The organism is Thioclava sp. JM3, from assembly GCF_002213185.1.
In the GTDB taxonomy this organism is placed as follows: Bacteria; Pseudomonadota; Alphaproteobacteria; order Rhodobacterales; family Rhodobacteraceae; genus Thioclava; species Thioclava nitratireducens.
This window is the reverse complement of record NZ_NBOB01000006.1, coordinates 68,944-89,952: the sequence shown is the minus strand read 5'-3', so window position 1 is coordinate 89,952 and position 21,009 is coordinate 68,944. Positions and strand designations below refer to the sequence as shown.

Genomic DNA, 21,009 nt, shown 5'->3' with positions numbered 1-21,009 from the left:
CGAAAGGCGCGCGAGGTTTCCCCCCGCGCGCCTCTCTGTCTCAAGTGTCCCTCAGTTTACCGAGGCTCGGTCCGAAGACCCTTCCAGATCGCCCAGCACATCACCAGCAGAACCAGCGTGAAGGGAAGACCGGTCGAGATCACCATCGCCTGTAGCGCGCTCAGACCGCCGCCGATCAACAGCACGATCGCGACCGCGCCCTCGAAGGTGGCCCAGAACACACGCTGCGGCACCGGAGCGTCGACCTTGCCGCCTGCCGTGATCGTGTCGATCACGAGCGAGCCGGAGTCCGACGAGGTCACGAAGAACACGATCACCAGGATGATCGCGATGACCGAGGTGATCGAGGTCAGCGGGAGGCCCTCCAGCATCGCGAACAGCGACAGCGGCGGGTTGTAGCTATCGATGACCTGCGCCTTCACCGGCGAGCCTGCCGGGTCCGAGATAACCTGGTCGATCGCGACGCCACCGAAGACCGCCATCCACAGCACGCAGACGAGCGAGGGGATCAGCAGCACGCAGATGATGAACTCGCGCACGGTACGGCCACGCGACACCCGGGCGATGAACATACCGACGAAGGGCGACCAGGAAATCCACCACGCCCAGTAGAACGCGGTCCAACCGTCGCGATAGCTGTCATCCGTGCGCCCGATCGGGTTCGACAGCGGAATGATGTCCTTGGCATAGGCCAGAAGACCCTGACCGAAATCGGTGAAGATCATCAGGGTCGGACCCGCGAAGAGAACGAAGAGCAGCAGCAGCGCCGCGATGCCCATGTTGATCTCCGAGAGCAGCTTCACGCCGCCGTCGAGGCCGCGCAGCACCGAGAACAACGCAACGCCGGTGATGATGGTGATCAGAATGATCTGCACCGTCGTGTTGATCGGAACGCCGAAGACGTGATTGAGACCCGCATTCGCCTGCTGCGCGCCGAAACCGAGCGAGGTCGCAAGACCGAACAGTGTCGCAAACACCGCGATGATGTCGATGATGTGGCCGGTCCAGCCCCAGACCTTCTCACCGAAGATCGGATAGAAAGCCGAGCGGATCGTCAGCGGCAGCCCCTTGTTATAGGAGAACAGCGCCAGCGCGAGCGCCACGACCGCGTAGATCGCCCAAGGGTGCAGACCCCAGTGATAGATCGTCGCGGCGAGGCCCATTTCCTTGGCCCGGGCGACATTCTCCGGGATCAGGTTGCCATCCGCATCGAAGGGCGAAGGTGTGCCCAACGGCTGCGATACCGCCATGTGATAGACCGGCTCGAGCACGCCGAAGAACATCAGACCGATGCCCATACCGGCCGCGAAGAGCATCGCGAACCAGCCCATATAGGTGAAGTCCGGCTCGGCATCCGTGCCCCCCAGACGCACCGCGCCATAGGGCGAGACGATCAGGGCGAGACAGAAGATGACGAAGATGTTCGCGGCGCTCATGAAGAACCAGTCGAAAGTCGAGGTCAGCCACGGGCGCATTGCGCCGAAGATCTCGCTCGCCTGTTCGGGCAGGGCTAGCGCATAGAAGACGAAGGCCACGATCGTCAGCGCCGAGATCATGAAAACCGGGTTGTGAATGTCGAAACCGAAGGGCCCGACTTGGCCTTCCAGATTGTCCTGACCGATTTCGTAATCGGTTTCGATGAGTTGTGTGTCCCCTTCGGGGGCAGGGATACCCTGAACTTCTTCAGGTTCGGCCATATGCCGTCCTCCTGTCCTTATTGGTTATGTTGGTCCGCTTATCCGCGTACGAGGAAGACCGACGCATCGCTGTGCGCGGCCAGATGTCCCCCATGCGAGGCAAAGAGATAGTTGGCCGCGTTGGGCACGTGCGTGGCCATCACGACGAGATCGGCCTCGAGATCGTCGGCCACCTTCAGCAACGTCTTGTCGAGATCCACGGCAGGATCGGGCACGACGACCGCCTTCCCCGAGGCCTTGTGCCCGAATTCGTTGGCATGACTATCCGCGAAAGCGTCCAGCTTCGCGGCATATTCCTTGGCATTATGGCCGAATTCGCTCGGCTCCTGGCTCGTAACACCTATGAAAACGACTTCCGCGTCGTGTTTCGCTGCGATTTCCGAAGCGACTCTCAACGTCTTGTCCATCTTCTCGACGTGACGCAGGTCGACCGGAACCATGATTTTCTCAAACATCTCGATCCGTCCCTCAGTCTTGAAGCGCAGCACCCTATTGCAGGATGCAACGATATCCAACCAACCCAGTGTGTCACAATCGGTTCCGGAAATCGTGAATAAATATTAAAGAAATGACATGCCGTTATCGGGTGCGGCGCGCGACGGCCCCAATTTCGCGCCAAACCGCCATACGCGGATGTACCATGTCCAATCACCTCAGACCGGAGAGGGCGAGACGTTTTCACCGCCGATATGGAACAGGATTTCAGCGGCACCAATACCGTGATCGCGGTCGAGGCGCCTCGACATCACCCACGCAACGGGCGTTCATTCCGGCGAAACATGCGGCCCGTCTCTCGGCTTTGGAGGACACGTATCCGGCGGACTATCCGTCACTCGCGGGCGTCCTCTCCGCCTGCCCCGCCAGGAGCCAAGAGCTACAAATGCAAAACGCCCCGGCCTTTCGGTCGGGGCGCTTCGTTACTCAGATGAACCGGTCGGTTCAGCCACGCTCTTCGACGATTTCGACGAGGTGCGGGATCTTCGCGACCATACCGCGCACGGCCGGGGTATCTTCCAGCTCACGGGTACGGTTCATCTTGTCCAGACCCAGGCCTTTCAGCGTGGCACGCTGGATGGCGGGGCGACGGATCGGCGAACCGATCTGCTTGACGACGATGGTAGCCATTGATCGCTCTCCTTACGCTTCCGTGGCTTCGGCAGGTGCCTCGGCCTCGGGCTTCTTGAGGATGTCGGCCACTTTCTTGCCGCGGCGCGCAGCCACCTGACGGGGGCTTGCTTCGCGGGTCAGACCGTTCAGCGTGGCACGGATCATGTTGTAGGGGTTCTGGGTGCCGGTCGATTTCGACACGACGTCCTTCACGCCCAGCATCTCGAACACGGCACGCATCGGACCACCGGCGATGATCCCGGTACCTTCCGGTGCGGTGCGCATCACGACCTTACCAGCGCCGTGACGGCCCTCGATGTCGTGGTGCAGCGTGCGGCCATCGCGCAGCGGGACGCGGATCAGGTTGCGCTTCGCTTGCTCGGTGGCTTTGCGGATCGCTTCCGGAACCTCTTTGGCCTTGCCTTTGCCGAAGCCGACACGGCCACGCTGGTCGCCGACGACCACGAGGGCTGCGAAGCCAAAGCGCTTACCACCCTTCACGGTTTTCGACACGCGGTTGATCGCGACGAGGCGATCGGCGAATTCCGGGTTTTCGTCGCGGTCGTCGCGGCGGCCCCGGCGGTTGTCACGTTCTGCCATGAGGCATTCCTTCTCGTGATGGCGTGGTCTCACGCCGTTTGTCTCAATCCAGGTGCCCCGCCCCGAAGGGCGCGGCCCGGATCATCGGGGGGACGCGAACGTCCCCCACCAGTCTTAGAACTTCAGACCGCCTTCGCGGGCTGCGTCGGCGAGCGCCTTGATCTTCCCGTGGAACAGGAAGCCACCGCGGTCGAAGTAGCAGGTTTCGACACCGGCCTTCTTCGCACGCTCGGCGATCGCGGCGCCAACCTTGGCAGCCGCTTCGACGTTGTTCTTGCCGACCACGCCGAGATCCTTCTCGAGCGTGGAAGCGGCGGCCAGAGTGCGACCGTTGACGTCGTCGATCAGCTGAACGCTGATGTTTTTCGACGAACGATGCACCGAAAGACGGGCGCGACCAGCGGCCATCTTGCGAAGCTTGTTCCGGACGCGCAGGCGGCGCTTGAGGAACAGATCCCGTTTGCTGTTTGCCATTTTCGCGTTCCTTACTTCTTCTTACCTTCTTTGCGGAAGATATACTCGCCCTTGTAGCGGATGCCCTTGCCCTTATAGGGCTCGGGAGCACGCCATTCGCGGATATTTGCCGCGACTTGGCCCACCTGCTGCTGGTCGGAACCTTCCACAACGATCTCGGTCTGCTTCGGAGCGGTGACAGTCACGCCCTCCGGAACCTCGAAGTTGACTTCGTGCGAATAACCGAGCGACAGCTTCAGGACGTTGCCCTGCATCTGCGCACGATAACCAACACCCTGGATCTCCAGCTCCTTCTTGAAGCCTTCGGTCACGCCCTGCACGAGGTTCGCGACCTGCGAGCGGGTCATGCCCCACTGCTGGCGCGCGCGCTTCGAGAGGCCACGCGGGGTGATGGTGACGAGGTTGTCCTCGACCTTGAGGGTCACATCGTCGGTCGCGGTGAAGGAACGGGTGCCTTTCGGCCCCTTCACTTCGATGGTCTGGCCCGACAGCTGCGCCGAAACGCCGCTGGGAAGCTCGACCGGTTTCTTACCAATACGAGACATTGAGCCCTCCTTAGAATACGGTGCAGAGCACTTCGCCGCCGACATTGGCGGAGCGTGCGTTTGCATCCGACATCACGCCCTTCGAGGTCGAGACGATCGAGACGCCGAGGCCCTGACGGACCGACGGGACGTCTTTCGCGGCCATGTACACGCGACGACCGGGGGTCGAGACGCGCTGCAGCTCGCGGATGACCGGGGTGCCCTCGTAGTACTTGAGGCTGATTTCCAGCTCCGGATGGCCGGCAGCAGACGTCGTCTGCTCGTAACCACGGATGTAGCCTTCGTCAGCCAGCACGTCGAGAACCCAAGCGCGGAGCTTGGAGGCCGGGGTGCGGACGGTGGATTTGCCACGCAGTTGTGCGTTGCGGATGCGGGTCAGCATATCGCCGAGAGGATCGTTCACAGACATGTCGCCCTCCTTACCAGCTCGACTTCACCATGCCGGGGATCTGACCGTAGGAGGCCAGGTCACGCAGCATGATCCGCGAGAGTTTGAGCTTACGGTAGTAAGCGTGGGGACGACCCGTGAGCTGGCAACGATTGTGCAGCCGGACCGCCGACGAGTTGCGCGGGAGTTCCGCGAGTTTCAGCGACGCCTTGAAGCGCTCTTCCATCGGGCGCTCCTGGTCGTTGATGATTTCCTTGAGCGCGGCCCGCTTGTCAGCGTACTTGTTCACAAGACGCTGGCGCTTCGCTTCGCGCGCAACCATGGATTTCTTAGCCATAAGTTTCGTTCCTCCGCGATCAGGCGTTGAAAGGCATGTTGAAATGCTTCAACAGCGCCTTCGCTTCGGCATCCACGTCAGACGTGGTCACCATGATGATGTCCATACCCAGAACCTCATCGACCTTATCGAAGTCGATTTCCGGGAACACGATGTGTTCCTTGAGGCCCATTGCGAAGTTGCCACGACCGTCGAAGGCCGGCTTCACGCCGCGGAAGTCGCGAACGCGCGGCAGGGCAACGTTGATCAGGCGATCGAGGAATTCGTACATCCGGTCACCGCGCAGGGTCACTTTCGCGCCCAGCGGCATTTCTTCACGGACGCGGAAGCCTGCGATCGACTTCTTCGCCTTGGTCATCACGGCCTTCTGACCAGCGATGAGCGAGAGCTCTTCGGCGGCCTGCTTGACCTTCTTGGTGTCTTTCACGGCTTCGCCGACGCCCATGTTCAGCACGATCTTTTCGAGCCGCGGGATCATCATGTCGTTCTTGTAGCCGAACTCTTCTTTCAGCGCGGCTTTGATCGAGTCGCGGTAAAGAGCGCGAAGACGCGGAGTGTAGGTAGCTTGATCGAGCATCAGATCGCATCCCCCGTGGTCTTGGCGTAACGCACCTTCTTGCCGTCTTCCTCGCGGAAGCCGACGCGGGTGGCTTTGCCGTTTGCGTCCATCAGAGCCAGGTTCGACAGGTCGATCGGCATCGCCTTGGGCTGGCGACCGCCCTGGTTGGACTGGGTCTGACGCTGGTGGCGGATCGCAACGTTCACGCCGTCGACGACAGCTTTGCCGGCTTTCGGGTCAACAGAGGTGATCTCACCCTGCTTGCCCTTGTCCTTGCCAGCGAGAACGACGACCTTGTCGCCTTTGCGGAGCTTAGCAGCCATTACAGCACCTCCGGAGCAAGCGAGATGATCTTCATGAAGTTCTTCGCACGCAGCTCACGCACAACCGGCCCGAAGATACGGGTGCCGACCGGCTCGCCCGCGTTGTTCAGGATGACGGCGGCGTTGCGGTCGAAACGGATGGCGGTGCCATCGTCGCGACGAACTTCTTTGGCGGTGCGCACGACGACGGCCTTGCGGACGTCACCTTTCTTCACGCGGCCGCGCGGGATCGCTTCCTTGACCGACACCACAATGATGTCGCCCACGGATGCGTAACGGCGGTGCGAGCCGCCGAGGACCTTGATGCACTGAACCCGGCGAGCGCCGGAGTTGTCAGCAACATCCAGATTGGTCTGCATCTGGATCATGGGGTTACTCCCGACCTTTGGGGACGCCTATGCAGTAAGGGCCCCAGGGTTTCGAATACTGGCGAAATGGCCGCGGCTTACGCCGTGACCACAACCCGCCAGCGCTTGGTCTTCGAGATCGGCGCGCACTCTTCGATGCGAACAATGTCACCGGTCTTGAACTGGTTTTCCGCGTCGTGGGCGCGGTATTTCTTGGACTTCCGGATCGTTTTCTTGAGAACCGGATGCGTGAAGCGGCGCTCGACCGAAACGGTGATGGTCTGGTCGTTCTTGTCCGACGTCACGGTACCTTGCAGGATGCGTTTGGGCATAGGAAGCTCTCCTTACTTCGCGGCTTCAGCGGCTTTTTGGTTCAGCACGGTCTTGATCCGTGCGACGTCCCGACGAACGGTACGCATGCGCGCGGTGTTCTCGAGCTGGTTCGTGGCCTGCTGAAAGCGGAGGTTGAAGGCTTCTTTCTTCAGCGAGACGAGCTGGTCACGCAGCTCATCAGGCGTCTTCGCCTTGAGTTCTTGGGCGTTCATCCCGGGTCCTTTCTTGGCATCAGAGGGCCCCTCGCGGGTGACCCTACTTCTGATGGGTTATGTCGGTCCTGATTTCAGGAACTTGGGGCCAATATCAGAGCGAATCGAATATGGCAAGGATTGTTTGGCCTCCGGCCCGCTTTCGCGTAACAGGGGGTAAATCCACGCCCAGTTGCGAGAGCCCCCAATGCCCGAGTCCAAATCCCAGATCGAGTCCCTTTTCGTCACCCGCCTCTACCGCGCCTCCTTATCCGAATTCGGCCCCAAGGTCGATACGAACGAGCTGGAGGCCTCGTGCTACGCCATCGCCGAGGATGACGAAGCCGGTCAGGACTGGTGCGAGGAGAACGGCTATCCGGGCTATACCTCCTACGCTTCGCTCACCGACCTGCCCTGGCGCTTCCCGATCTTCGCGGACATGGTGAAGGCGCTCGACAAGCACGTTGCGGCCTTTGCCAAAAATCTCGAATTCGATCTGGGTGAGGGTAAGTTGGTGCTGGAAGACCTCTGGATCAACATCCTGCCCGAAGGCGGCACCCACAGCTCGCACCTGCACCCCCATTCGGTGATCTCGGGCACGACCTATGTCGCGATGCCCGACGGCGCCTCGGCGCTGAAGCTGGAAGACCCGCGCAGCGCCCGGATGATGGCGGCCCCTACCCGCCTCAAGACCGCCCGGCGCGAGCTGCAGCCCTTCATCTACATCGCCCCAGAACCGGGTGAGGTGCTGCTCTGGGAGAGCTGGCTGCGCCACGAGGTGCCGATGAACATGGCCGAAGACGAGCGGATCTCGGTCAGCTTCAATTACAAATGGGTCGACTGAGCCCGGCGCTTTGATCGCCATCATAGCCAAGCCGCATCTCACCTGATTTTCTTGCTGCGCAACCAGACACCGGGAGCGCAGCATGAAAACACTCGTCGCCTATGCCTCGACCGAGGGGCAAACCCGCAAGATCGCGCGGCACGTCGCCGACCGCATCGCGGATCTGGGTCACTCCGCGGAATTGATTTCCACCGATGAGGCCGAAGGGATGGATCTCGGCCGGTTCGACCGGATCGTCCTCGCGGCCTCGATCCATGTCGGACATTATCAGGGTCGCTTCGCGGATTTCGTCGCCGAACAACGCGATATCATCAAGAACCGCCCGAACCTCTTTCTCTCGGTCTCGCTGGCCGCCGCCGGTCATGACGCAGAGGATTGGCGCGCGCTCGATAAAATCCTGAAGGACTTCGAAGCGGCGACCGGCTGGACGCCGGATCTGACGGAACAGATCGCGGGCGCCTATCTGCCGTCGAGATACGATATCTTCCGCCGGTTCGTGATGCGCCGGATCGTGGCGAAGAAAAATCCCGATGCCGATCTCGATGCAGATATCGAATACACCGACTGGAAGGCACTGGACGCGCTGATCGACGGCTGGATTTCCGACGGCGCCTGATCTCAGCGCCAGATACGCAAAAGCCCCGCCATCTCTGGCGGGGCTTTCGTTTGTCTTCAGCAGTCAGACCGGGATTACCAGTCCTGACGCTCGACGATGCGGCAGGCCACCGGAAGCTTGGCCGCGCCAAGGCGCAGAGCCTCGCGAGCGGTCGCTTCGTTGACGCCGTCGATCTCGAACATCACGCGGCCGGGCTTGACCTTGGCGGCCCAACGGTCGACCGAACCCTTACCTTTACCCATACGGACTTCGGTGGGCTTTGCGGTGATCGGGGTATCCGGGAAGATCCGGATCCAGACACGGCCTTGACGCTTCATGTGGCGGGTGATCGCACGACGCGCAGCTTCGATCTGACGGGCGGTGACGCGCTCGGGCGCCTCTGCCTTGAGGCCGAAGTGACCGAAGTTCAGGTCGAAACCACCTTTGGCTTCACCATGAATCCGGCCTTTGTGCATCTTGCGGAACTTCGTCCGTTTCGGTTGCAGCATAACTATCTACTCCCTCAGCGATCGCGACGCGGGCCGCGCGGTGCCGGGCCCTCTTGGGCTTCGGCGTGCTTGCGGTCACGAGCTTGCGGATCATGTTCCATGATCTCGCCTTTGAAGATCCAGACCTTCACGCCGATGATCCCGTAGGGGGTCGACGCTTCGGACAGCGCGTAGTCGATGTCGGCACGCAGGGTGTGCAGCGGAACGCGACCTTCGCGATACCACTCGGTCCGTGCGATCTCGGCGCCGCCCAGACGGCCAGCGACGTTCACGCGGATACCAAGACCACCCATGCGCATCGCGTTCTGCACCGCGCGCTTCATGGCGCGACGGAACGAGACACGACGCTCGAGCTGCTGAGCGATCGACTCGGCAACCAGCTGCGCGTCGAGTTCCGGCTTGCGAACTTCGACGATGTTCAGGTGCAGCTCGCTGTCGGTGAAGTTCGCCAGCTTCTTGCGGAGCGCTTCGATGTCAGCGCCCTTCTTGCCGATGATGACGCCCGGACGCGCAGCGTGAATGGTCACGCGGCATTTCTTGTGCGGACGCTCGATGATGACACGGCTGACGCCGGCCTGCTTGGCTTCCTCGTGGATGAACTCGCGGATCTTGATGTCCTCGAGCAGCAGGTCGCCGTAGTCCTTGCTGTCGGCATACCAGCGGCTATCCCAGGTGCGGTTGACCTGGAGGCGCATGCCGATCGGATTAACCTTCTGACCCATTACGCTTGCTCCTCAACCTGACGCACCTTGATGGTGATTTCCGAGAACGGCTTCATGATCTTGCCGAAGCGACCACGCGCCCGCGGACGGCCACGCTTCATCACCAGGTTCTTGCCGACCCAGGCTTCCGCCACGACGAGTTCGTCCACGTCCAGGCCGTGGTTGTTCTCTGCGTTGGCGATCGCCGACTGGAGGCACTTCTTCACGTCGAGCGCGATGCGCTTCTTCGAGAAGGTCAGGTCCGAAAGGGCCTTGTCGACCTTCTTGCCACGGATCATCGCGGCGACGAGGTTCAGTTTCTGCGGCGAGGTGCGAAGCATACGGGTCTTCGCCATCGCTTCGTTCTCCGCCACGCGGCGCGGATTCTTTTCCTTACCCATGACGATTACTTCCTCTTGGCTTTTTTATCGGCCGCATGCCCGTAATAGGTGCGGGTCGGCGAATATTCACCGAACTTCTGGCCGATCATTTCCTCGGTGACGTTGACCGGGATGTGTTTCTGACCGTTGTAGACCCCAAAGGTGAGGCCGACGAATTGCGGCAGGATGGTGGAGCGACGCGACCAGATCTTGATGACGTCGCCTTTGCCCGATTCGCGAGCCTTCTCTGCTTTTTTCAGCAGGTAGGCATCAACGAAGGGGCCTTTCCAAACAGAACGAGACATATGTTAGCGACCCTTCTTCTTCGCGTGACGCGAACGCAGGATGTACTGGTCCGTCTTCTTGTTGACGCGCGTGCGCTTGCCCTTGGTGGGCTTGCCCCACGGCGTAACCGGATGACGGCCACCCGAGGTGCGGCCTTCACCACCACCGTGCGGGTGGTCGATCGGGTTCATCGCGACACCGCGGACGGTCGGACGAACACCCATGTGGCGCTTACGACCGGCTTTACCGAGGTTCTGGTTCGAGTGGTCGGCGTTCGACACGGCACCGATGGTCGCCATGCATTCCTGACGCACGAGGCGCAGTTCGCCCGACGAAAGACGCAGCTGAGCGTAGCCGCCGTCACGACCGACGAACTGGGCGTAGGTGCCCGCGGCGCGTGCGATCTGGCCACCCTTGCCGGGCTTCAGTTCGACGTTGTGGACGATGGTACCGATCGGCATGCCCGAGAACGGCATCGCGTTGCCCGGCTTGACGTCGTGACGCGAGCCCGAAACGACCTTGTCACCAACAGCGAGACGCTGGGGTGCGAGGATGTAGGCCTGCTCACCATCTTCATAGTTGATCAGCGCGATGAAGGCGGTCCGGTTCGGATCGTATTCGATCCGCTCGACGGTGCCATGAACATCGAACTTGCGACGCTTGAAATCGACGATGCGGTAGAGACGCTTCGCGCCACCACCCTTGTGCCACATCGTGATCCGCCCGGTGTTGTTCCGGCCACCCGACTTGGTCAAACCCTCAGTGAGGGCTTTGACCGGACGGCCTTTCCAAAGCTCCGAACGGTCGATCAGAACCAGCCCACGCTGGCCCGGCGTCGTCGGCTTATACGACTTGAGTGCCATGCTTTCTGTCTTCCGTTGGTTTGCGGCGAGTTGCCTCGCCTGTCTGTGTGTATAGGGCCCCGAAGGTCCCCGAATTCAAAAATCACGGGCCCCGGAACGAATCCGAGGCCGCGAGACTGGCGCGATGTAGCAGGCTTATGGGGGTGAGTCTATAGCCTTGGCCTGTTTTTACCCGCGATGGCCCAAGCAACTGGCGCTTCGCGGTCCGGGCAGGCAAAATGGCCCCGAGGCAGACGACATAACAGGAGAAAATCGATGCGTCCAACCCGAGCAATTCTGCTCGCCGCTACGCTCTGCGCGGCAGCCACCCTCGCCACCCCCACCCTCGCCGACGCTTGGCGCGGAACCTACGAGGTCGCAGGCGTGAAGGGCCAGGACATGCTGAAACTGCGCGCAGGCCCCGGCACCGGCTACAAGGTAATCCTGGGGCTTCCCAACGGCGCAATCGTCCATGTGCGCAGCTGCGAGCGCAGCGGCAATACCCGCTGGTGCAACGTCTCGCTCGACGTCGCGCGCAACCTGCGCGGCTATGTCTCCGAGAGCTACCTGCGGGAGAAGTGAGTGGTGGGCGCTGCCCGGGCTGGCCACCCGGGAGCCCCATGAGAGACAAGCCCCTAATCCAACTCCGCAAACGAAAAGGCCCCCGCGATCACGAGGGCCTTTCCAATGTCTCGGTCGTACCGGATTACAGGCCGGTGGTGACGTCGATCGTGTTGCCTTCTTCCAGCGTCACGTAGGCTTTCTTGAAGTCCGAGCGACGGCCGGGGGTGCCCCGGAAGCGCTTGGTCTTGCCCTTGGTGATGGTGGTGTTGACCGCCTTCACCTTGACGCCGAAGAGAGTCTCGACAGCTTCTTTGATCTGCGGCTTCGAAGCGTCTTTCGCCACTTCGAAAACAACAGCGCCGTTCTCCGAGGCCATGGTGGCCTTCTCGGTGATGACCGGCTTGACGATCACGTCGTAATGTTCGGGTTTCGCGCTCATTTCAGACGAGCCTCCAGAGCTTCGACACCCGCCTTCGTGAGCACGAGCGTGTCACGCTTGAGGATGTCATACACGTTGGCGCCCATCGAAGGCAGCACATCGATGCCGTCGATGTTGCGCGCGGCTTGGGCGAAGTTCTCGTTCACCTCGGCCCCGTCGATCACCAGCACCTTCTTCCAGCCGAGCTCCTTGGCGGCTTTCGCCAGCAACTTGGTCTTGGCTTCGGCGAGCTGCGCGTCCTCCAGGACGATCAGTTTGCCAGCGGCGGCTTTCGACGACAGCGCGTGCTTCAGACCCAGAGCCCGGAACTTCTTGGGCAGGTCATGAGCGTGGCTGCGCGGGGTCGGGCCCTTGTAGACACCACCCTTGCGGAAGATCGGCGCCTTGCGGGAACCGTGACGTGCGCCACCGGTGCCCTTCTGACGGTAGATCTTCTTGGTCGAGTAGCTGACCTCCGAGCGGGTGAGAACCGAGTGGGTGCCCTGCTGAGCCTTCGCGCGCTGCCAGCGCACGACGCGATGCAGGATGTCCGCACGCGGCTCGAGCCCGAAGATCTCGTCGGCGAGGTCGATCGAACCGGCCTTGCCGGCGTCGAGCTTGATCACATCGAGTTTCATTCTTTGTCTCCTTCGGGCGCTTCGCCGCCGTCTTCGCCTTTATCGGCTTCGATCGACGCTTCGGCTTCCTTCAGCGCGGCAGCTTCCTGAGCGGCCTGCTCCTCGGCGAGACGCTGAGCTTCGGCTTCGGCCTCGGCGGCAGCGGCGGCAGCGGCTTCTTCGGCAGCTTTCGCAGCGGCTTCGGCAGCCGACTTCAGCGCGGCGGGGTAGATGATGTTCTCGGAAAGCGGTTTCTTGACCGCATCCTTGACCGTCACCCAGCCACCTTTGGCGCCCGGAACCGAACCCTTGACCATGATCAGGCCACGGTCGGCATCGGTCTTGACGACCTGAAGGTTCTGGGTCGTGACACGGACGGCACCGAGGTGACCGGCCATCTTCTTGCCCTTGAACACTTTACCCGGATCCTGACACTGACCGGTCGAACCGTGCGAGCGGTGCGAGATCGACACGCCGTGCGTGGCGCGCAGACCGCCGAAGTTGTGACGCTTCATCGCACCGGCGAAACCCTTACCGATCGAGGTGCCCGCGATATCCACGAACTGACCTTCGAAATAGTGGTTCGCGGTGATTTCCTCGCCCACTTCGATCAGGTTTTCTTCAGCGACGCGGAATTCCGCGACCTTGCGCTTCGGGGCGACATTGGCTTTCGCGAAGTGACCACGCAGGGCGGCGGTCGTACGCTTGGCCTTGGCTTCACCAGCGCCGAGCTGCACGGCCGTGTAGCCGTCGGTCTCGGAAGTGCGCTGAGCCACCACCTGAAGCTTGTCGAGTTGGAGAACGGTCACAGGAACCTGCTTGCCGTCCTCAAGGAAGAGCCGGGTCATGCCCAGCTTCTTGGCGATAACACCAGTCCGCAGCATAATGCCCTCCTTACACCTTGATCTCGACGTCGACGCCCGCTGCGAGGTCGAGCTTCATCAGCGCGTCCACGGTCTGGGGGGTCGGATCGACGATGTCGAGAAGACGCTTATGCGTCCGGATTTCCCACTGGTCGCGCGACTTCTTGTCGATGTGCGGACCACGCAGAACCGTGAATTTCTCGATCTTGTTCGGGAGCGGGATGGGTCCGCGAACCTGGGCACCCGTGCGCTTCGCGGTGTTCACGATTTCCTGGGTGCTGGCGTCCAGCACGCGGTAATCGAACGCCTTGAGCCGGATGCGGATATTTTGGCCGGTCATATGTCATGCCTCTTCGCATGGCGTGAAGGTTGAGAGGCAGACGGCACCGAATGTAGCGCCTGCATCGAACCTATAAATCTTGGCAGATCAGGCGCGTCCTCTATGGCGTCACCCTGAGTCTGTCAAGAGCGAATGGCGCGCCTTTCGGCGCACCATTCAGATTCTTTCCAACTGTCGTTTTCGGGGCCCCGGAGAGGGCCCCGAAACCACCGATCACTCGATGATTTTGGAGACGACGCCGGCGCCGACGGTGCGGCCGCCTTCGCGGATTGCGAAGCGCAGACCGTCTTCCATCGCGATCGGAGCGATCAGTTCGACTTCGAACTTCAGGTTGTCGCCCGGCATCACCATCTCGGTGCCCTCGGGCAACGTCACGGTGCCGGTCACGTCCGTCGTGCGGAAGTAGAACTGCGGACGGTAGTTCGCGAAGAACGGGGTGTGACGGCCACCTTCCTCTTTGGTGAGGATGTAGGCTTCAGCTTCGAACTTCGTGTGCGGCTTCACCGAACCCGGCTTGCACAGAACCTGACCACGCTCGACGCCGTCACGGTCGATGCCGCGCAGCAGCGCGCCGATGTTGTCGCCAGCTTCACCACGGTCCAGCAGCTTGCGGAACATCTCGACGCCCGTGCAGGTCGTCTTCGAGGTGTCGCGGATGCCCACGATTTCCAGTTCGTCGCCGACGTTGATCACGCCACGCTCGACGCGGCCGGTCACAACCGTACCACGGCCCGAGATCGAGAACACGTCTTCGATCGGCATCAGGAAGGGCTGGTCCACGGCGCGCTCCGGCGTCGGGATGTAGCTGTCGACAGCTTCCATCAGCGCACGGATCGAGTTCTCGCCGATTTCCGGATCACGGCCTTCCATCGCGGCCAGAGCCGAACCCTTGATGATCGGGATATCGTCGCCGGGGAAGTCGTAGGACGACAGAAGTTCACGAACTTCCATTTCCACGAGCTCGAGCAGCTCCTCGTCGTCGACCTGGTCAACCTTGTTCAGGTACACGACCATCGCCGGGATGCCGACCTGACGGCCGAGCAGGATGTGCTCGCGCGTCTGCGGCATCGGGCCGTCAGCTGCGTTCACCACCAGGATCGCGCCGTCCATCTGCGCGGCACCCGTGATCATGTTCTTCACGTAGTCGGCGTGGCCGGGGCAGTCGACGTGCGCGTAGTGACGCGACTCGGTCTCGTACTCCACGTGCGCGGTCGAGATCGTGATGCCGCGGGCTTTCTCTTCCGGCGCGCCGTCGATCTGGTCATACGCGCGGAAATCACCGAAATACTTCGTGATCGCAGCCGTCAGCGTCGTCTTGCCGTGGTCAACGTGGCCAATCGTGCCGATGTTGACGTGCGGTTTGTTACGTTCAAACTTTTCCTTTGCCATGATGGCCTCCTGTCAGTGCGTTGGGTGGGAAAGGCGCCGGGTCTCCCCGGCGCGCGTCCCTTACGCGTATTTCTTCTGAATCTCGTCCGAGATGTTCTGCGGCACGGCTTCGTAATGGCTGAAGAGCATCGTGAAGACCGCACGGCCCGAGGACATCGAACGCAGGTTGTTGATGTAGCCGAACATGTTGGCGAGCGGCACGAAGGCGTTCACGACGACCGCGTTGCCGCGGGTGTCCTGACCTTGCACCTGGCCCCGACGCGAGGTCAGGTCGCCAATGATGCCACCGGTATATTCTTCCGGGGTCACCACTTCGACTTTCATCATCGGCTCGAGCAGCTTCGCGCCAGCCTTGCGCAGACCTTCACGCATCGCGGCACGCGACGCGATTTCGAAGGCGAGCACCGAGGAGTCGACGTCGTGGAATGCACCGTCAACCAGCGCAACCTTGAAGTCGATCACCGGGAAGCCTGCCAGCGGACCGGAGTCCATGACCGACTTGATGCCCTTTTCGACGCCCGGGATGTATTCCTTCGGAACAGCACCACCAACGATGCGGCTCTCGAACGAATAACCTTCGCCCGGCTCGGTCGGCGAGATCTCGAGCTTGACGCGCGCGAACTGACCGGTACCGCCGGTCTGCTTCTTGTGCGTGTAGTCGATCTCGGTCGCGTGGCTGATCGTCTCGCGATAGGCCACCTGCGGCGCACCGATATTCGCCTCGACCTTGAACTCGCGCTTCATGCGGTCGACCAGGATGTCGAGGTGAAGTTCGCCCATGCCCTTCATGATGGTCTGGCCCGACTCGAGGTCGGTTTCGACGCGGAAGGACGGATCTTCGGCTGCCAGGCGCTGAAGGGCGAGGCCCATCTTTTCCTGGTCGGCTTTCGACTTCGGCTCCACGGCGATCTCGATCACCGGATCGGGGAAGGTCATCGTTTCGAGAACGACCTGGTTGTTCGGGTCGCACAGCGTGTCACCGGTGGTGGTCTCTTTCAGACCGGCCAGCGCGATGATGTCGCCCGCATAGGCTTCTTCGATCTCGGTCCGGTTGTTCGAGTGCATCATCATCATACGACCGATGCGCTCTTTACGACCTTTGGTCGAGTTCAGGATCGAGTCGCCCTTCTTCAGCGTGCCCGAGTAGAGGCGCGTGAAGGTGAGCGAACCCACGAAGGGGTCGTTCATGATCTTGAACGCGAGACCCGACAGGGGCTCTTCGTCCGAGGCATGACGTGCGATGTTGCGGGTTTCCGTCTCGTCGTCCGGCGAGAAGCCCATGTAGGCGGGCACGTCGAGCGGCGAGGGCAGGAAGTCGACCACGGCGTTGAGCAGCGGCTGGACACCCTTGTTCTTGAAGGCCGAACCACCGAGAACCGGAACGAAGGACAGCGACAGCGTGCCCTTGCGGATCAGGTTGCGCAGCGTCGGGATATCGGGCTCTTCGCCTTCGAGATAGGCCATCATCGCGTCGTCGTCTTGCTCGACGGCGTTCTCGATGAGGTGCGAACGCCATTCGTCCGCGGTCGCCTTCAGCTCGTCACGGATCGGCTGACGCACCCAGGCAGCGCCCAGATCTTCGCCTTTCCAGACCCACTCTTCCATGGTGACCAGGTCGACGATGCCTTCGAGTTGATCTTCGGCACCGATCGGGAAGTTCACCGGAACCGGAGTCGCACCGGTGCGGTCCTTGATCATCTTCACGCAGTTGAAGAAGTCCGCGCCGATCTTGTCCATCTTGTTGACGAAGACGAGGCGCGGAACCTTGTAGCGGTCAGCCTGACGCCACACGGTCTCGGTCTGCGGCTCAACACCGGCGTTCCCGTCGAGCAGCGCGACAGCGCCGTCGAGCACGGCCAGCGAACGCTCCACCTCGATGGTGAAGTCGACGTGGCCGGGGGTGTCGATGATGTTCATACGGAACTTGGTATCATCCGTACCTTCGGCGGTCGGATCTTCCTGCCACTGCCAGAAAGTCGTGGTAGCTGCCGAGGTGATGGTGATGCCGCGCTCGGCCTCTTGCTCCATCCAGTCCATGGTAGCAGCACCGTCGTGCACTTCGCCGATCTTGTGCGACTTGCCGGTGTAGAACAGGATGCGCTCGGTCGTCGTGGTTTTACCAGCGTCGATATGCGCCATGATCCCGAAGTTGCGATAACGCTTTAGGGGATATTCGCGAGCCATAGTGGCGTCCTTCCGTTATTACCAGCGATAATGGCTGAACGCTTTGTTCGCGTCGGCCATCTTGTGGGTGTCTTCGCGCTTCTTGACCGCGGAACCACGCGAGTTCACGGCATCGAGGAGTTCGCCGGCGAGGCGCTCTTCCATGGTGTTCTCGTTGCGGGACTTGGCGGCAGCGATGAGCCAGCGGATGGCCAGCGCTTCGCGGCGGGTCGGGCGCACCTCGACCGGAACCTGATAGGTGGCACCACCCACACGACGCGAACGCACTTCGACCGAAGGCTTCACGTTGTCGAGGGCTTCGTGGAACACCTCGATGGGCTCACGCTTGAGCTTGCCCTCAACGCGGTTGAGCGCGTTGTAGACGATTTTCTCGGCGGCGGACTTCTTACCGTCGATCATCAGGTTGTTCATGAATTTGGTCAGCACGCGATCGCCATATTTGGCGTCGGGCAGGACTTCGCGCTTCTCAGCGGCGTGACGACGAGACATCTCGAGATCTCCTTACTTCGGACGCTTCGCGCCGTATTTCGAACGGCGTTGACGACGGTCTTTAACACCTTGCGTATCGAGCACACCGCGCAGGATGTGGTAACGAACGCCCGGAAGGTCTTTCACACGGCCGCCACGAATGAGCACAACGGAGTGCTCCTGGAGGTTGTGCTTCTCGCCCGGGATGTAGGAGATGACCTCGAAGCCATTCGTCAGGCGCACCTTGGCGACCTTACGCATAGCGGAGTTCGGTTTCTTCGGCGTCGTGGTGTAGACGCGCGTGCACACGCCACGCTTTTGCGGGCATTCTTGGAGGTGCTGCGACTTAGAGCGCTTCACCTTGGGCTGCCGCGGTTTGCGGATCAGCTGTTGGATCGTCGGCATTCGGTTCCCCGTTCTGCTGTCAATACTCGCCCCGTTTCCGGAGGCGCCACTTCTCGACGCGTTTCCGCGCGGATTCGCGAAAACGCCAAATCGCATTCCTCCCCGGCCCGAGGACCGCGGCGAATGCGTTGAATTCCAGAGGATCGGGGCGAAGGCCCGGATCATGACCACTAGAAATCGGCGACCCTTCGGGCAGACTTCACCCGTCAGGTAGCGCGGCGTATAGGGGGAGTCGTCTGGGTTGTCAACTCTCGCGCCGGGCCTCGCCGCGCACTTGCGCCACAAGCCGCGCGCCCCACCCTGCGAAGAGGATTCCCCAGAGCAGCCAGGCCACCGTAAGGCTTACCAGTCCGGCGAAATAGGTGTCGGACAGAAAGTGCCGTCCGGTGCCGATCCGCTGCACGATGATGAAGACCGCGACGAAGACGCCGACTGCGCGCAGATAGAGCACGCCCCAGCGTGGCAGGTGCGCCCGCCACAGCTCTGCGCCGAGCCATATCAGCAGCCCCAGCGCAACTGCCGCCGCGACCTCGCCCGACACGAACGAGCAGTTCCGCGAGCATTGATCGGTGAAGGTGCCCGGCAGGCTGAAGTGATGCGCGCCGCCGAAGAGATCAACATTCGCAGGTCGCGCTCGCCCGGAATTCGCCTTCAGCACGCCGTTCACGACTACGATCGGACCAAGCAGATAGAGAAGGCAGATGAAGGCCCAGATCCGCGCAGGCAAACGCAGCACCGTGCGATGGCGCAACCCCGCCCATGGCCACGCCACGAGCGAGACGACGAACAGCACGATGGAGATATCCCAGATCCGCTGGCGCAGCCATTCCCAGAGCGGGTTGGTGATTACCGTGAACCCCTCCCCTGCCCGGTAGAACAGCCCGGCGGTGCCCAGATCGAGTTCCGGCACCAGGCGGAACAGCAGGAAGCCTCCGATCCACGCCGCCAGCAACAGCCGGACCGCAAAGCTCATATCAATTTTCGGAACGGACACAGCGCGCCTCCACCAGATAAGCCGCATACCCCTTATCGGCCCAAGTCCCCGTCGCGTCGAGCTGCGCCGCCGGCGAGACCGGGCCGCTGCCGCAATCGGGCGGGCTGTTGGCGATCAGAAGTAGGCGACCTTTGTAGTCCTGTGGCAAGGGCCACATCTGCTCGTAATAGCTGTCGGCCCGCACGACGGGCCTCGGTGCGTAGACGGTCACGCCCGCGCCCTGCCCCGTATAGAACAGATCGGCTAGGATTGCGCGATTGCTGGCATACACCGGAACATCGGCCTCTTTCGCGAGCGTCAGGATCTGGCGGCTCAGATCGGCCTGCCCCAACCACCGCTTCAGGAGCGGCGCGCCGTCTTTTTGCGGATAGGGTGCGAGGACGGTCAGCAGCGGGATCGACAGCGCGATCAGACCGTTGATCAGGATCGCAATCCAGCGCCAGATGTCGCGCAGAACCATCGCCGCCAGAACGGTTCCGGCGAAATAGGCGGCAACCGCCCAATTGGCATAGGCCCGGTCCAAGAGCGCCTCGAGCGTCACCGCGACCAGCGGCGGCACCGAGAGCATCGCCAGCCCGCGCTTCGCCGGGTCACCCCAGCTCGCATAGCCGATCAGCAATGCCACCATCGTCACCGGCCCGAAGACGGCGAATTGCGAGGCGACGAACTCGACCATCGAGCCGAAATTCAGCTCGGCCCCTTCGCGGACCCAGCCGACGTTATCCATCGTATGCGAGACCGTGGTCAGGCCATGGGTGAGGTTCCAGACCACGTTCGGCGCGATCACGAGCCCGAACGCCAGCGCCGCAATCACCGTATTGCGCCAGCCGATCCGCCATGCCGGCGCGACAAGTGCGGCCAGCACCAGACCGGGGATCAGGTAGATTGCGGCGTATTTCGCCATGAAGGCCAGCCCTGCCGTCAGCCCCGCGGCCAGCGCGTCCGACCAATGGCGGCTACCGCCCGCGCGGTGCAGGAACAGCAAGCTCAACGCGTAGAAGGGCGCCATCACCGTATCGGTCGAGATCAGCACCGAGCCGAGCGCGGCGAAGGGCAGCGTCACATAGATCGCAGCCGACCAGATCGCCACCCGACGCGATGCGATCCGGGCTCCCAAGGCGCCAAGTACCAGCGCCGTGATTCCGTGCAGAATGGCGCCCGGCATCCGCACCCAGAACGGCGCATCGGAGCCCGCCAGATCGGTCACCGCCCGAAGCAGCCAGCCGATCAGCGGCGGCTTGGAATAATAGCCGAAGTCGAGATGCTGGCCCCAAAGCCAGTATTGCGCCTCGTCGACGAAGAGATCTGTTTTGTTGAACGCCAGGAATACGAGCCGCAGCGCAGTGGCCGCGGCGACGACGATCAGGGTCGGGAGGAACCAGCCGTCCCGATCCGCCTCGCGATCAAGCTTCGCGCCGACGCTTGGCATAGATCAGCCACAGATTGCGCCCGTAGATGAACACCCCGAGCGACTGGCCGAGAACGAAAACCGGGTCTCTGCGATAGAGCGCATAGGTCAGCAGCATCGCACCACCCGCGACCGAGAAATACCAGAACGAAATGGGCACTACGGATTCGCCCTTGCGCTCGGAGGCAATCCACTGGACGAGAAACCGCCCGGTGAACATCAGCTGCGCAAGCAGGCCGAACAGGACCCACCACAGCTCGACTATGCTTTCCACGTGAAGCATATCCATCAGCCAGTCCATC

At 61.9% G+C, this 21,009-nt stretch carries 32 protein-coding genes; 3 read left to right on the top strand and 29 right to left on the bottom strand.

Annotated features, from left to right (window positions below; all coding sequences use genetic code 11):
- Window positions 1-56: 56 nt before the first annotated feature.
- From B6V73_RS12450 to rpmC, 13 genes are all read right to left on the bottom strand, one after another.
- Entirely contained in the window at window positions 57-1,697 is a 1,641-nt protein-coding gene (locus tag B6V73_RS12450; protein ID WP_088725397.1) for a BCCT family transporter, read from the bottom strand.
- A 38-nt stretch (window positions 1,698-1,735) separates the two neighbouring features.
- On the bottom strand, window positions 1,736-2,152 hold the full coding sequence (locus B6V73_RS12445) for a universal stress protein (RefSeq protein WP_075773859.1): 417 nt from the start codon (window positions 2,150-2,152) through the stop codon (window positions 1,736-1,738).
- Window positions 2,153-2,636: 484 nt separating this feature from the next.
- On the bottom strand, window positions 2,637-2,822 hold the full coding sequence (gene rpmD, locus B6V73_RS12440) for a 50S ribosomal protein L30 (protein WP_075773858.1): 186 nt from the start codon (window positions 2,820-2,822) through the stop codon (window positions 2,637-2,639).
- A gap of 12 nt (window positions 2,823-2,834) precedes the next feature.
- Entirely contained in the window at window positions 2,835-3,404 is a 570-nt protein-coding gene (gene rpsE / locus B6V73_RS12435) for a 30S ribosomal protein S5 (RefSeq protein WP_075773857.1), read from the bottom strand.
- A gap of 114 nt (window positions 3,405-3,518) precedes the next feature.
- Window positions 3,519-3,878 carry a 50S ribosomal protein L18 gene (rplR, locus tag B6V73_RS12430; RefSeq protein WP_075773856.1) on the bottom strand — a complete coding sequence of 120 codons (360 nt, stop codon included), beginning with the start codon at window positions 3,876-3,878 and terminating at the stop codon, window positions 3,519-3,521.
- A gap of 11 nt (window positions 3,879-3,889) precedes the next feature.
- The gene (gene rplF / locus B6V73_RS12425; RefSeq protein WP_088722245.1) at window positions 3,890-4,423 is read right to left on the bottom strand and encodes a 50S ribosomal protein L6; all 534 of its coding nucleotides are present in this window, start codon (window positions 4,421-4,423) and stop codon (window positions 3,890-3,892) included.
- 10 nt (window positions 4,424-4,433) lie between these two features.
- Complete coding sequence (gene rpsH, locus B6V73_RS12420) at window positions 4,434-4,832, bottom strand: 30S ribosomal protein S8 (protein WP_088719470.1); 399 nt, start codon at window positions 4,830-4,832, stop codon at window positions 4,434-4,436.
- 10 nt (window positions 4,833-4,842) lie between these two features.
- Window positions 4,843-5,148 carry a 30S ribosomal protein S14 gene (rpsN, locus tag B6V73_RS12415; protein WP_075773854.1) on the bottom strand — a complete coding sequence of 102 codons (306 nt, stop codon included), beginning with the start codon at window positions 5,146-5,148 and terminating at the stop codon, window positions 4,843-4,845.
- A 19-nt stretch (window positions 5,149-5,167) separates the two neighbouring features.
- Complete coding sequence (gene rplE, locus B6V73_RS12410; RefSeq protein ID WP_088725396.1) at window positions 5,168-5,725, bottom strand: 50S ribosomal protein L5; 558 nt, start codon at window positions 5,723-5,725, stop codon at window positions 5,168-5,170.
- A complete protein-coding gene (rplX, locus tag B6V73_RS12405) occupies window positions 5,725-6,030 on the bottom strand; it encodes a 50S ribosomal protein L24 (protein WP_075773852.1) in 306 nt (101 codons plus the stop codon). Before rplX ends, rplE begins: the two co-directional genes overlap by 1 nt.
- Window positions 6,030-6,398 (bottom strand): 50S ribosomal protein L14, encoded by a 369-nt coding sequence (rplN, locus tag B6V73_RS12400; protein ID WP_075773851.1) that lies wholly within the window; start codon window positions 6,396-6,398, stop codon window positions 6,030-6,032. The genes rplX and rplN overlap by 1 nt, the downstream gene beginning before the upstream one ends.
- Window positions 6,399-6,475: 77 nt before the next feature.
- Window positions 6,476-6,709, bottom strand: a complete 234-nt coding sequence (gene rpsQ / locus B6V73_RS12395; RefSeq protein WP_075773850.1) for a 30S ribosomal protein S17 — start codon at window positions 6,707-6,709, stop codon at window positions 6,476-6,478.
- Window positions 6,710-6,721: 12 nt separating this feature from the next.
- Window positions 6,722-6,922: a 50S ribosomal protein L29 gene (gene rpmC / locus B6V73_RS12390; protein WP_075773849.1), complete on the bottom strand. Its 201-nt coding sequence runs from the start codon at window positions 6,920-6,922 to the stop codon at window positions 6,722-6,724.
- Between the two features lie 187 nt (window positions 6,923-7,109).
- Between rpmC and B6V73_RS12385 the strand changes: the two genes are divergently transcribed.
- Together B6V73_RS12385 and B6V73_RS12380 are read left to right on the top strand one after the other, a co-directional pair.
- Complete coding sequence (locus B6V73_RS12385; protein WP_088725395.1) at window positions 7,110-7,745, top strand: 2OG-Fe(II) oxygenase family protein; 636 nt, start codon at window positions 7,110-7,112, stop codon at window positions 7,743-7,745.
- A gap of 82 nt (window positions 7,746-7,827) precedes the next feature.
- Window positions 7,828-8,361, top strand: coding sequence for a flavodoxin domain-containing protein (locus B6V73_RS12380; protein ID WP_075773847.1), 534 nt, complete (start codon window positions 7,828-7,830; stop codon window positions 8,359-8,361).
- Between the two features lie 74 nt (window positions 8,362-8,435).
- Here B6V73_RS12380 and rplP read toward each other — a convergent pair whose 3' ends face one another.
- The 5 genes from rplP to rplB are packed head-to-tail and all read right to left on the bottom strand — an operon-like array spanning window position 8,436 to window position 11,078.
- Window positions 8,436-8,849 (bottom strand): 50S ribosomal protein L16, encoded by a 414-nt coding sequence (gene rplP / locus B6V73_RS12375; RefSeq protein WP_088725394.1) that lies wholly within the window; start codon window positions 8,847-8,849, stop codon window positions 8,436-8,438.
- Window positions 8,850-8,863: 14 nt separating this feature from the next.
- Complete coding sequence (gene rpsC, locus B6V73_RS12370; protein WP_075773845.1) at window positions 8,864-9,571, bottom strand: 30S ribosomal protein S3; 708 nt, start codon at window positions 9,569-9,571, stop codon at window positions 8,864-8,866.
- Window positions 9,571-9,951, bottom strand: coding sequence for a 50S ribosomal protein L22 (gene rplV, locus B6V73_RS12365; RefSeq protein WP_078521290.1), 381 nt, complete (start codon window positions 9,949-9,951; stop codon window positions 9,571-9,573). Before rplV ends, rpsC begins: the two co-directional genes overlap by 1 nt.
- A gap of 5 nt (window positions 9,952-9,956) precedes the next feature.
- Window positions 9,957-10,235 (bottom strand): 30S ribosomal protein S19, encoded by a 279-nt coding sequence (rpsS, locus tag B6V73_RS12360; RefSeq protein WP_075773843.1) that lies wholly within the window; start codon window positions 10,233-10,235, stop codon window positions 9,957-9,959.
- Between the two features lie 3 nt (window positions 10,236-10,238).
- The gene (gene rplB / locus B6V73_RS12355) at window positions 10,239-11,078 is read right to left on the bottom strand and encodes a 50S ribosomal protein L2 (protein WP_075773842.1); all 840 of its coding nucleotides are present in this window, start codon (window positions 11,076-11,078) and stop codon (window positions 10,239-10,241) included.
- 255 nt (window positions 11,079-11,333) lie between these two features.
- Here rplB and B6V73_RS12350 point away from each other — a divergent pair, with 255 nt between their 5' ends.
- Window positions 11,334-11,639: an SH3 domain-containing protein gene (locus tag B6V73_RS12350; RefSeq protein WP_088722243.1), complete on the top strand. Its 306-nt coding sequence runs from the start codon at window positions 11,334-11,336 to the stop codon at window positions 11,637-11,639.
- A gap of 124 nt (window positions 11,640-11,763) precedes the next feature.
- Here the strand turns inward: B6V73_RS12350 and B6V73_RS12345 are convergent, their stop codons facing one another.
- From B6V73_RS12345 to B6V73_RS12295, 11 genes are all read right to left on the bottom strand, one after another.
- Entirely contained in the window at window positions 11,764-12,060 is a 297-nt protein-coding gene (locus B6V73_RS12345; RefSeq protein WP_075773840.1) for a 50S ribosomal protein L23, read from the bottom strand.
- Entirely contained in the window at window positions 12,057-12,677 is a 621-nt protein-coding gene (rplD, locus tag B6V73_RS12340) for a 50S ribosomal protein L4 (RefSeq protein ID WP_075773839.1), read from the bottom strand. The genes B6V73_RS12345 and rplD overlap by 4 nt, the downstream gene beginning before the upstream one ends.
- On the bottom strand, window positions 12,674-13,540 hold the full coding sequence (gene rplC, locus B6V73_RS12335; RefSeq protein ID WP_075773838.1) for a 50S ribosomal protein L3: 867 nt from the start codon (window positions 13,538-13,540) through the stop codon (window positions 12,674-12,676). The genes rplD and rplC overlap by 4 nt, the downstream gene beginning before the upstream one ends.
- A 10-nt stretch (window positions 13,541-13,550) precedes the next feature.
- Window positions 13,551-13,859, bottom strand: a complete 309-nt coding sequence (gene rpsJ / locus B6V73_RS12330) for a 30S ribosomal protein S10 (RefSeq protein WP_036639457.1) — start codon at window positions 13,857-13,859, stop codon at window positions 13,551-13,553.
- Between the two features lie 213 nt (window positions 13,860-14,072).
- Window positions 14,073-15,248, bottom strand: a complete 1,176-nt coding sequence (gene tuf / locus B6V73_RS12325) for an elongation factor Tu (protein ID WP_077701325.1) — start codon at window positions 15,246-15,248, stop codon at window positions 14,073-14,075.
- A gap of 60 nt (window positions 15,249-15,308) precedes the next feature.
- The gene (gene fusA, locus B6V73_RS12320; RefSeq protein ID WP_088719467.1) at window positions 15,309-17,432 is read right to left on the bottom strand and encodes an elongation factor G; all 2,124 of its coding nucleotides are present in this window, start codon (window positions 17,430-17,432) and stop codon (window positions 15,309-15,311) included.
- An 18-nt stretch (window positions 17,433-17,450) separates the two neighbouring features.
- Entirely contained in the window at window positions 17,451-17,921 is a 471-nt protein-coding gene (gene rpsG / locus B6V73_RS12315) for a 30S ribosomal protein S7 (RefSeq protein WP_075773836.1), read from the bottom strand.
- 12 nt (window positions 17,922-17,933) lie between these two features.
- Window positions 17,934-18,305: a 30S ribosomal protein S12 gene (gene rpsL / locus B6V73_RS12310; protein WP_038074720.1), complete on the bottom strand. Its 372-nt coding sequence runs from the start codon at window positions 18,303-18,305 to the stop codon at window positions 17,934-17,936.
- A 244-nt stretch (window positions 18,306-18,549) separates the two neighbouring features.
- Window positions 18,550-19,278, bottom strand: coding sequence for a phosphatase PAP2 family protein (locus B6V73_RS12305; RefSeq protein WP_075773835.1), 729 nt, complete (start codon window positions 19,276-19,278; stop codon window positions 18,550-18,552).
- A gap of 1 nt (window position 19,279) precedes the next feature.
- Entirely contained in the window at window positions 19,280-20,728 is a 1,449-nt protein-coding gene (locus B6V73_RS12300; protein WP_088725393.1) for a glycosyltransferase family 39 protein, read from the bottom strand.
- The gene (locus B6V73_RS12295; protein WP_075773834.1) at window positions 20,703-21,008 is read right to left on the bottom strand and encodes a lipid-A-disaccharide synthase N-terminal domain-containing protein; all 306 of its coding nucleotides are present in this window, start codon (window positions 21,006-21,008) and stop codon (window positions 20,703-20,705) included. Before B6V73_RS12295 ends, B6V73_RS12300 begins: the two co-directional genes overlap by 26 nt.
- Between the last annotated feature and the right edge of the window lies 1 nt (window position 21,009).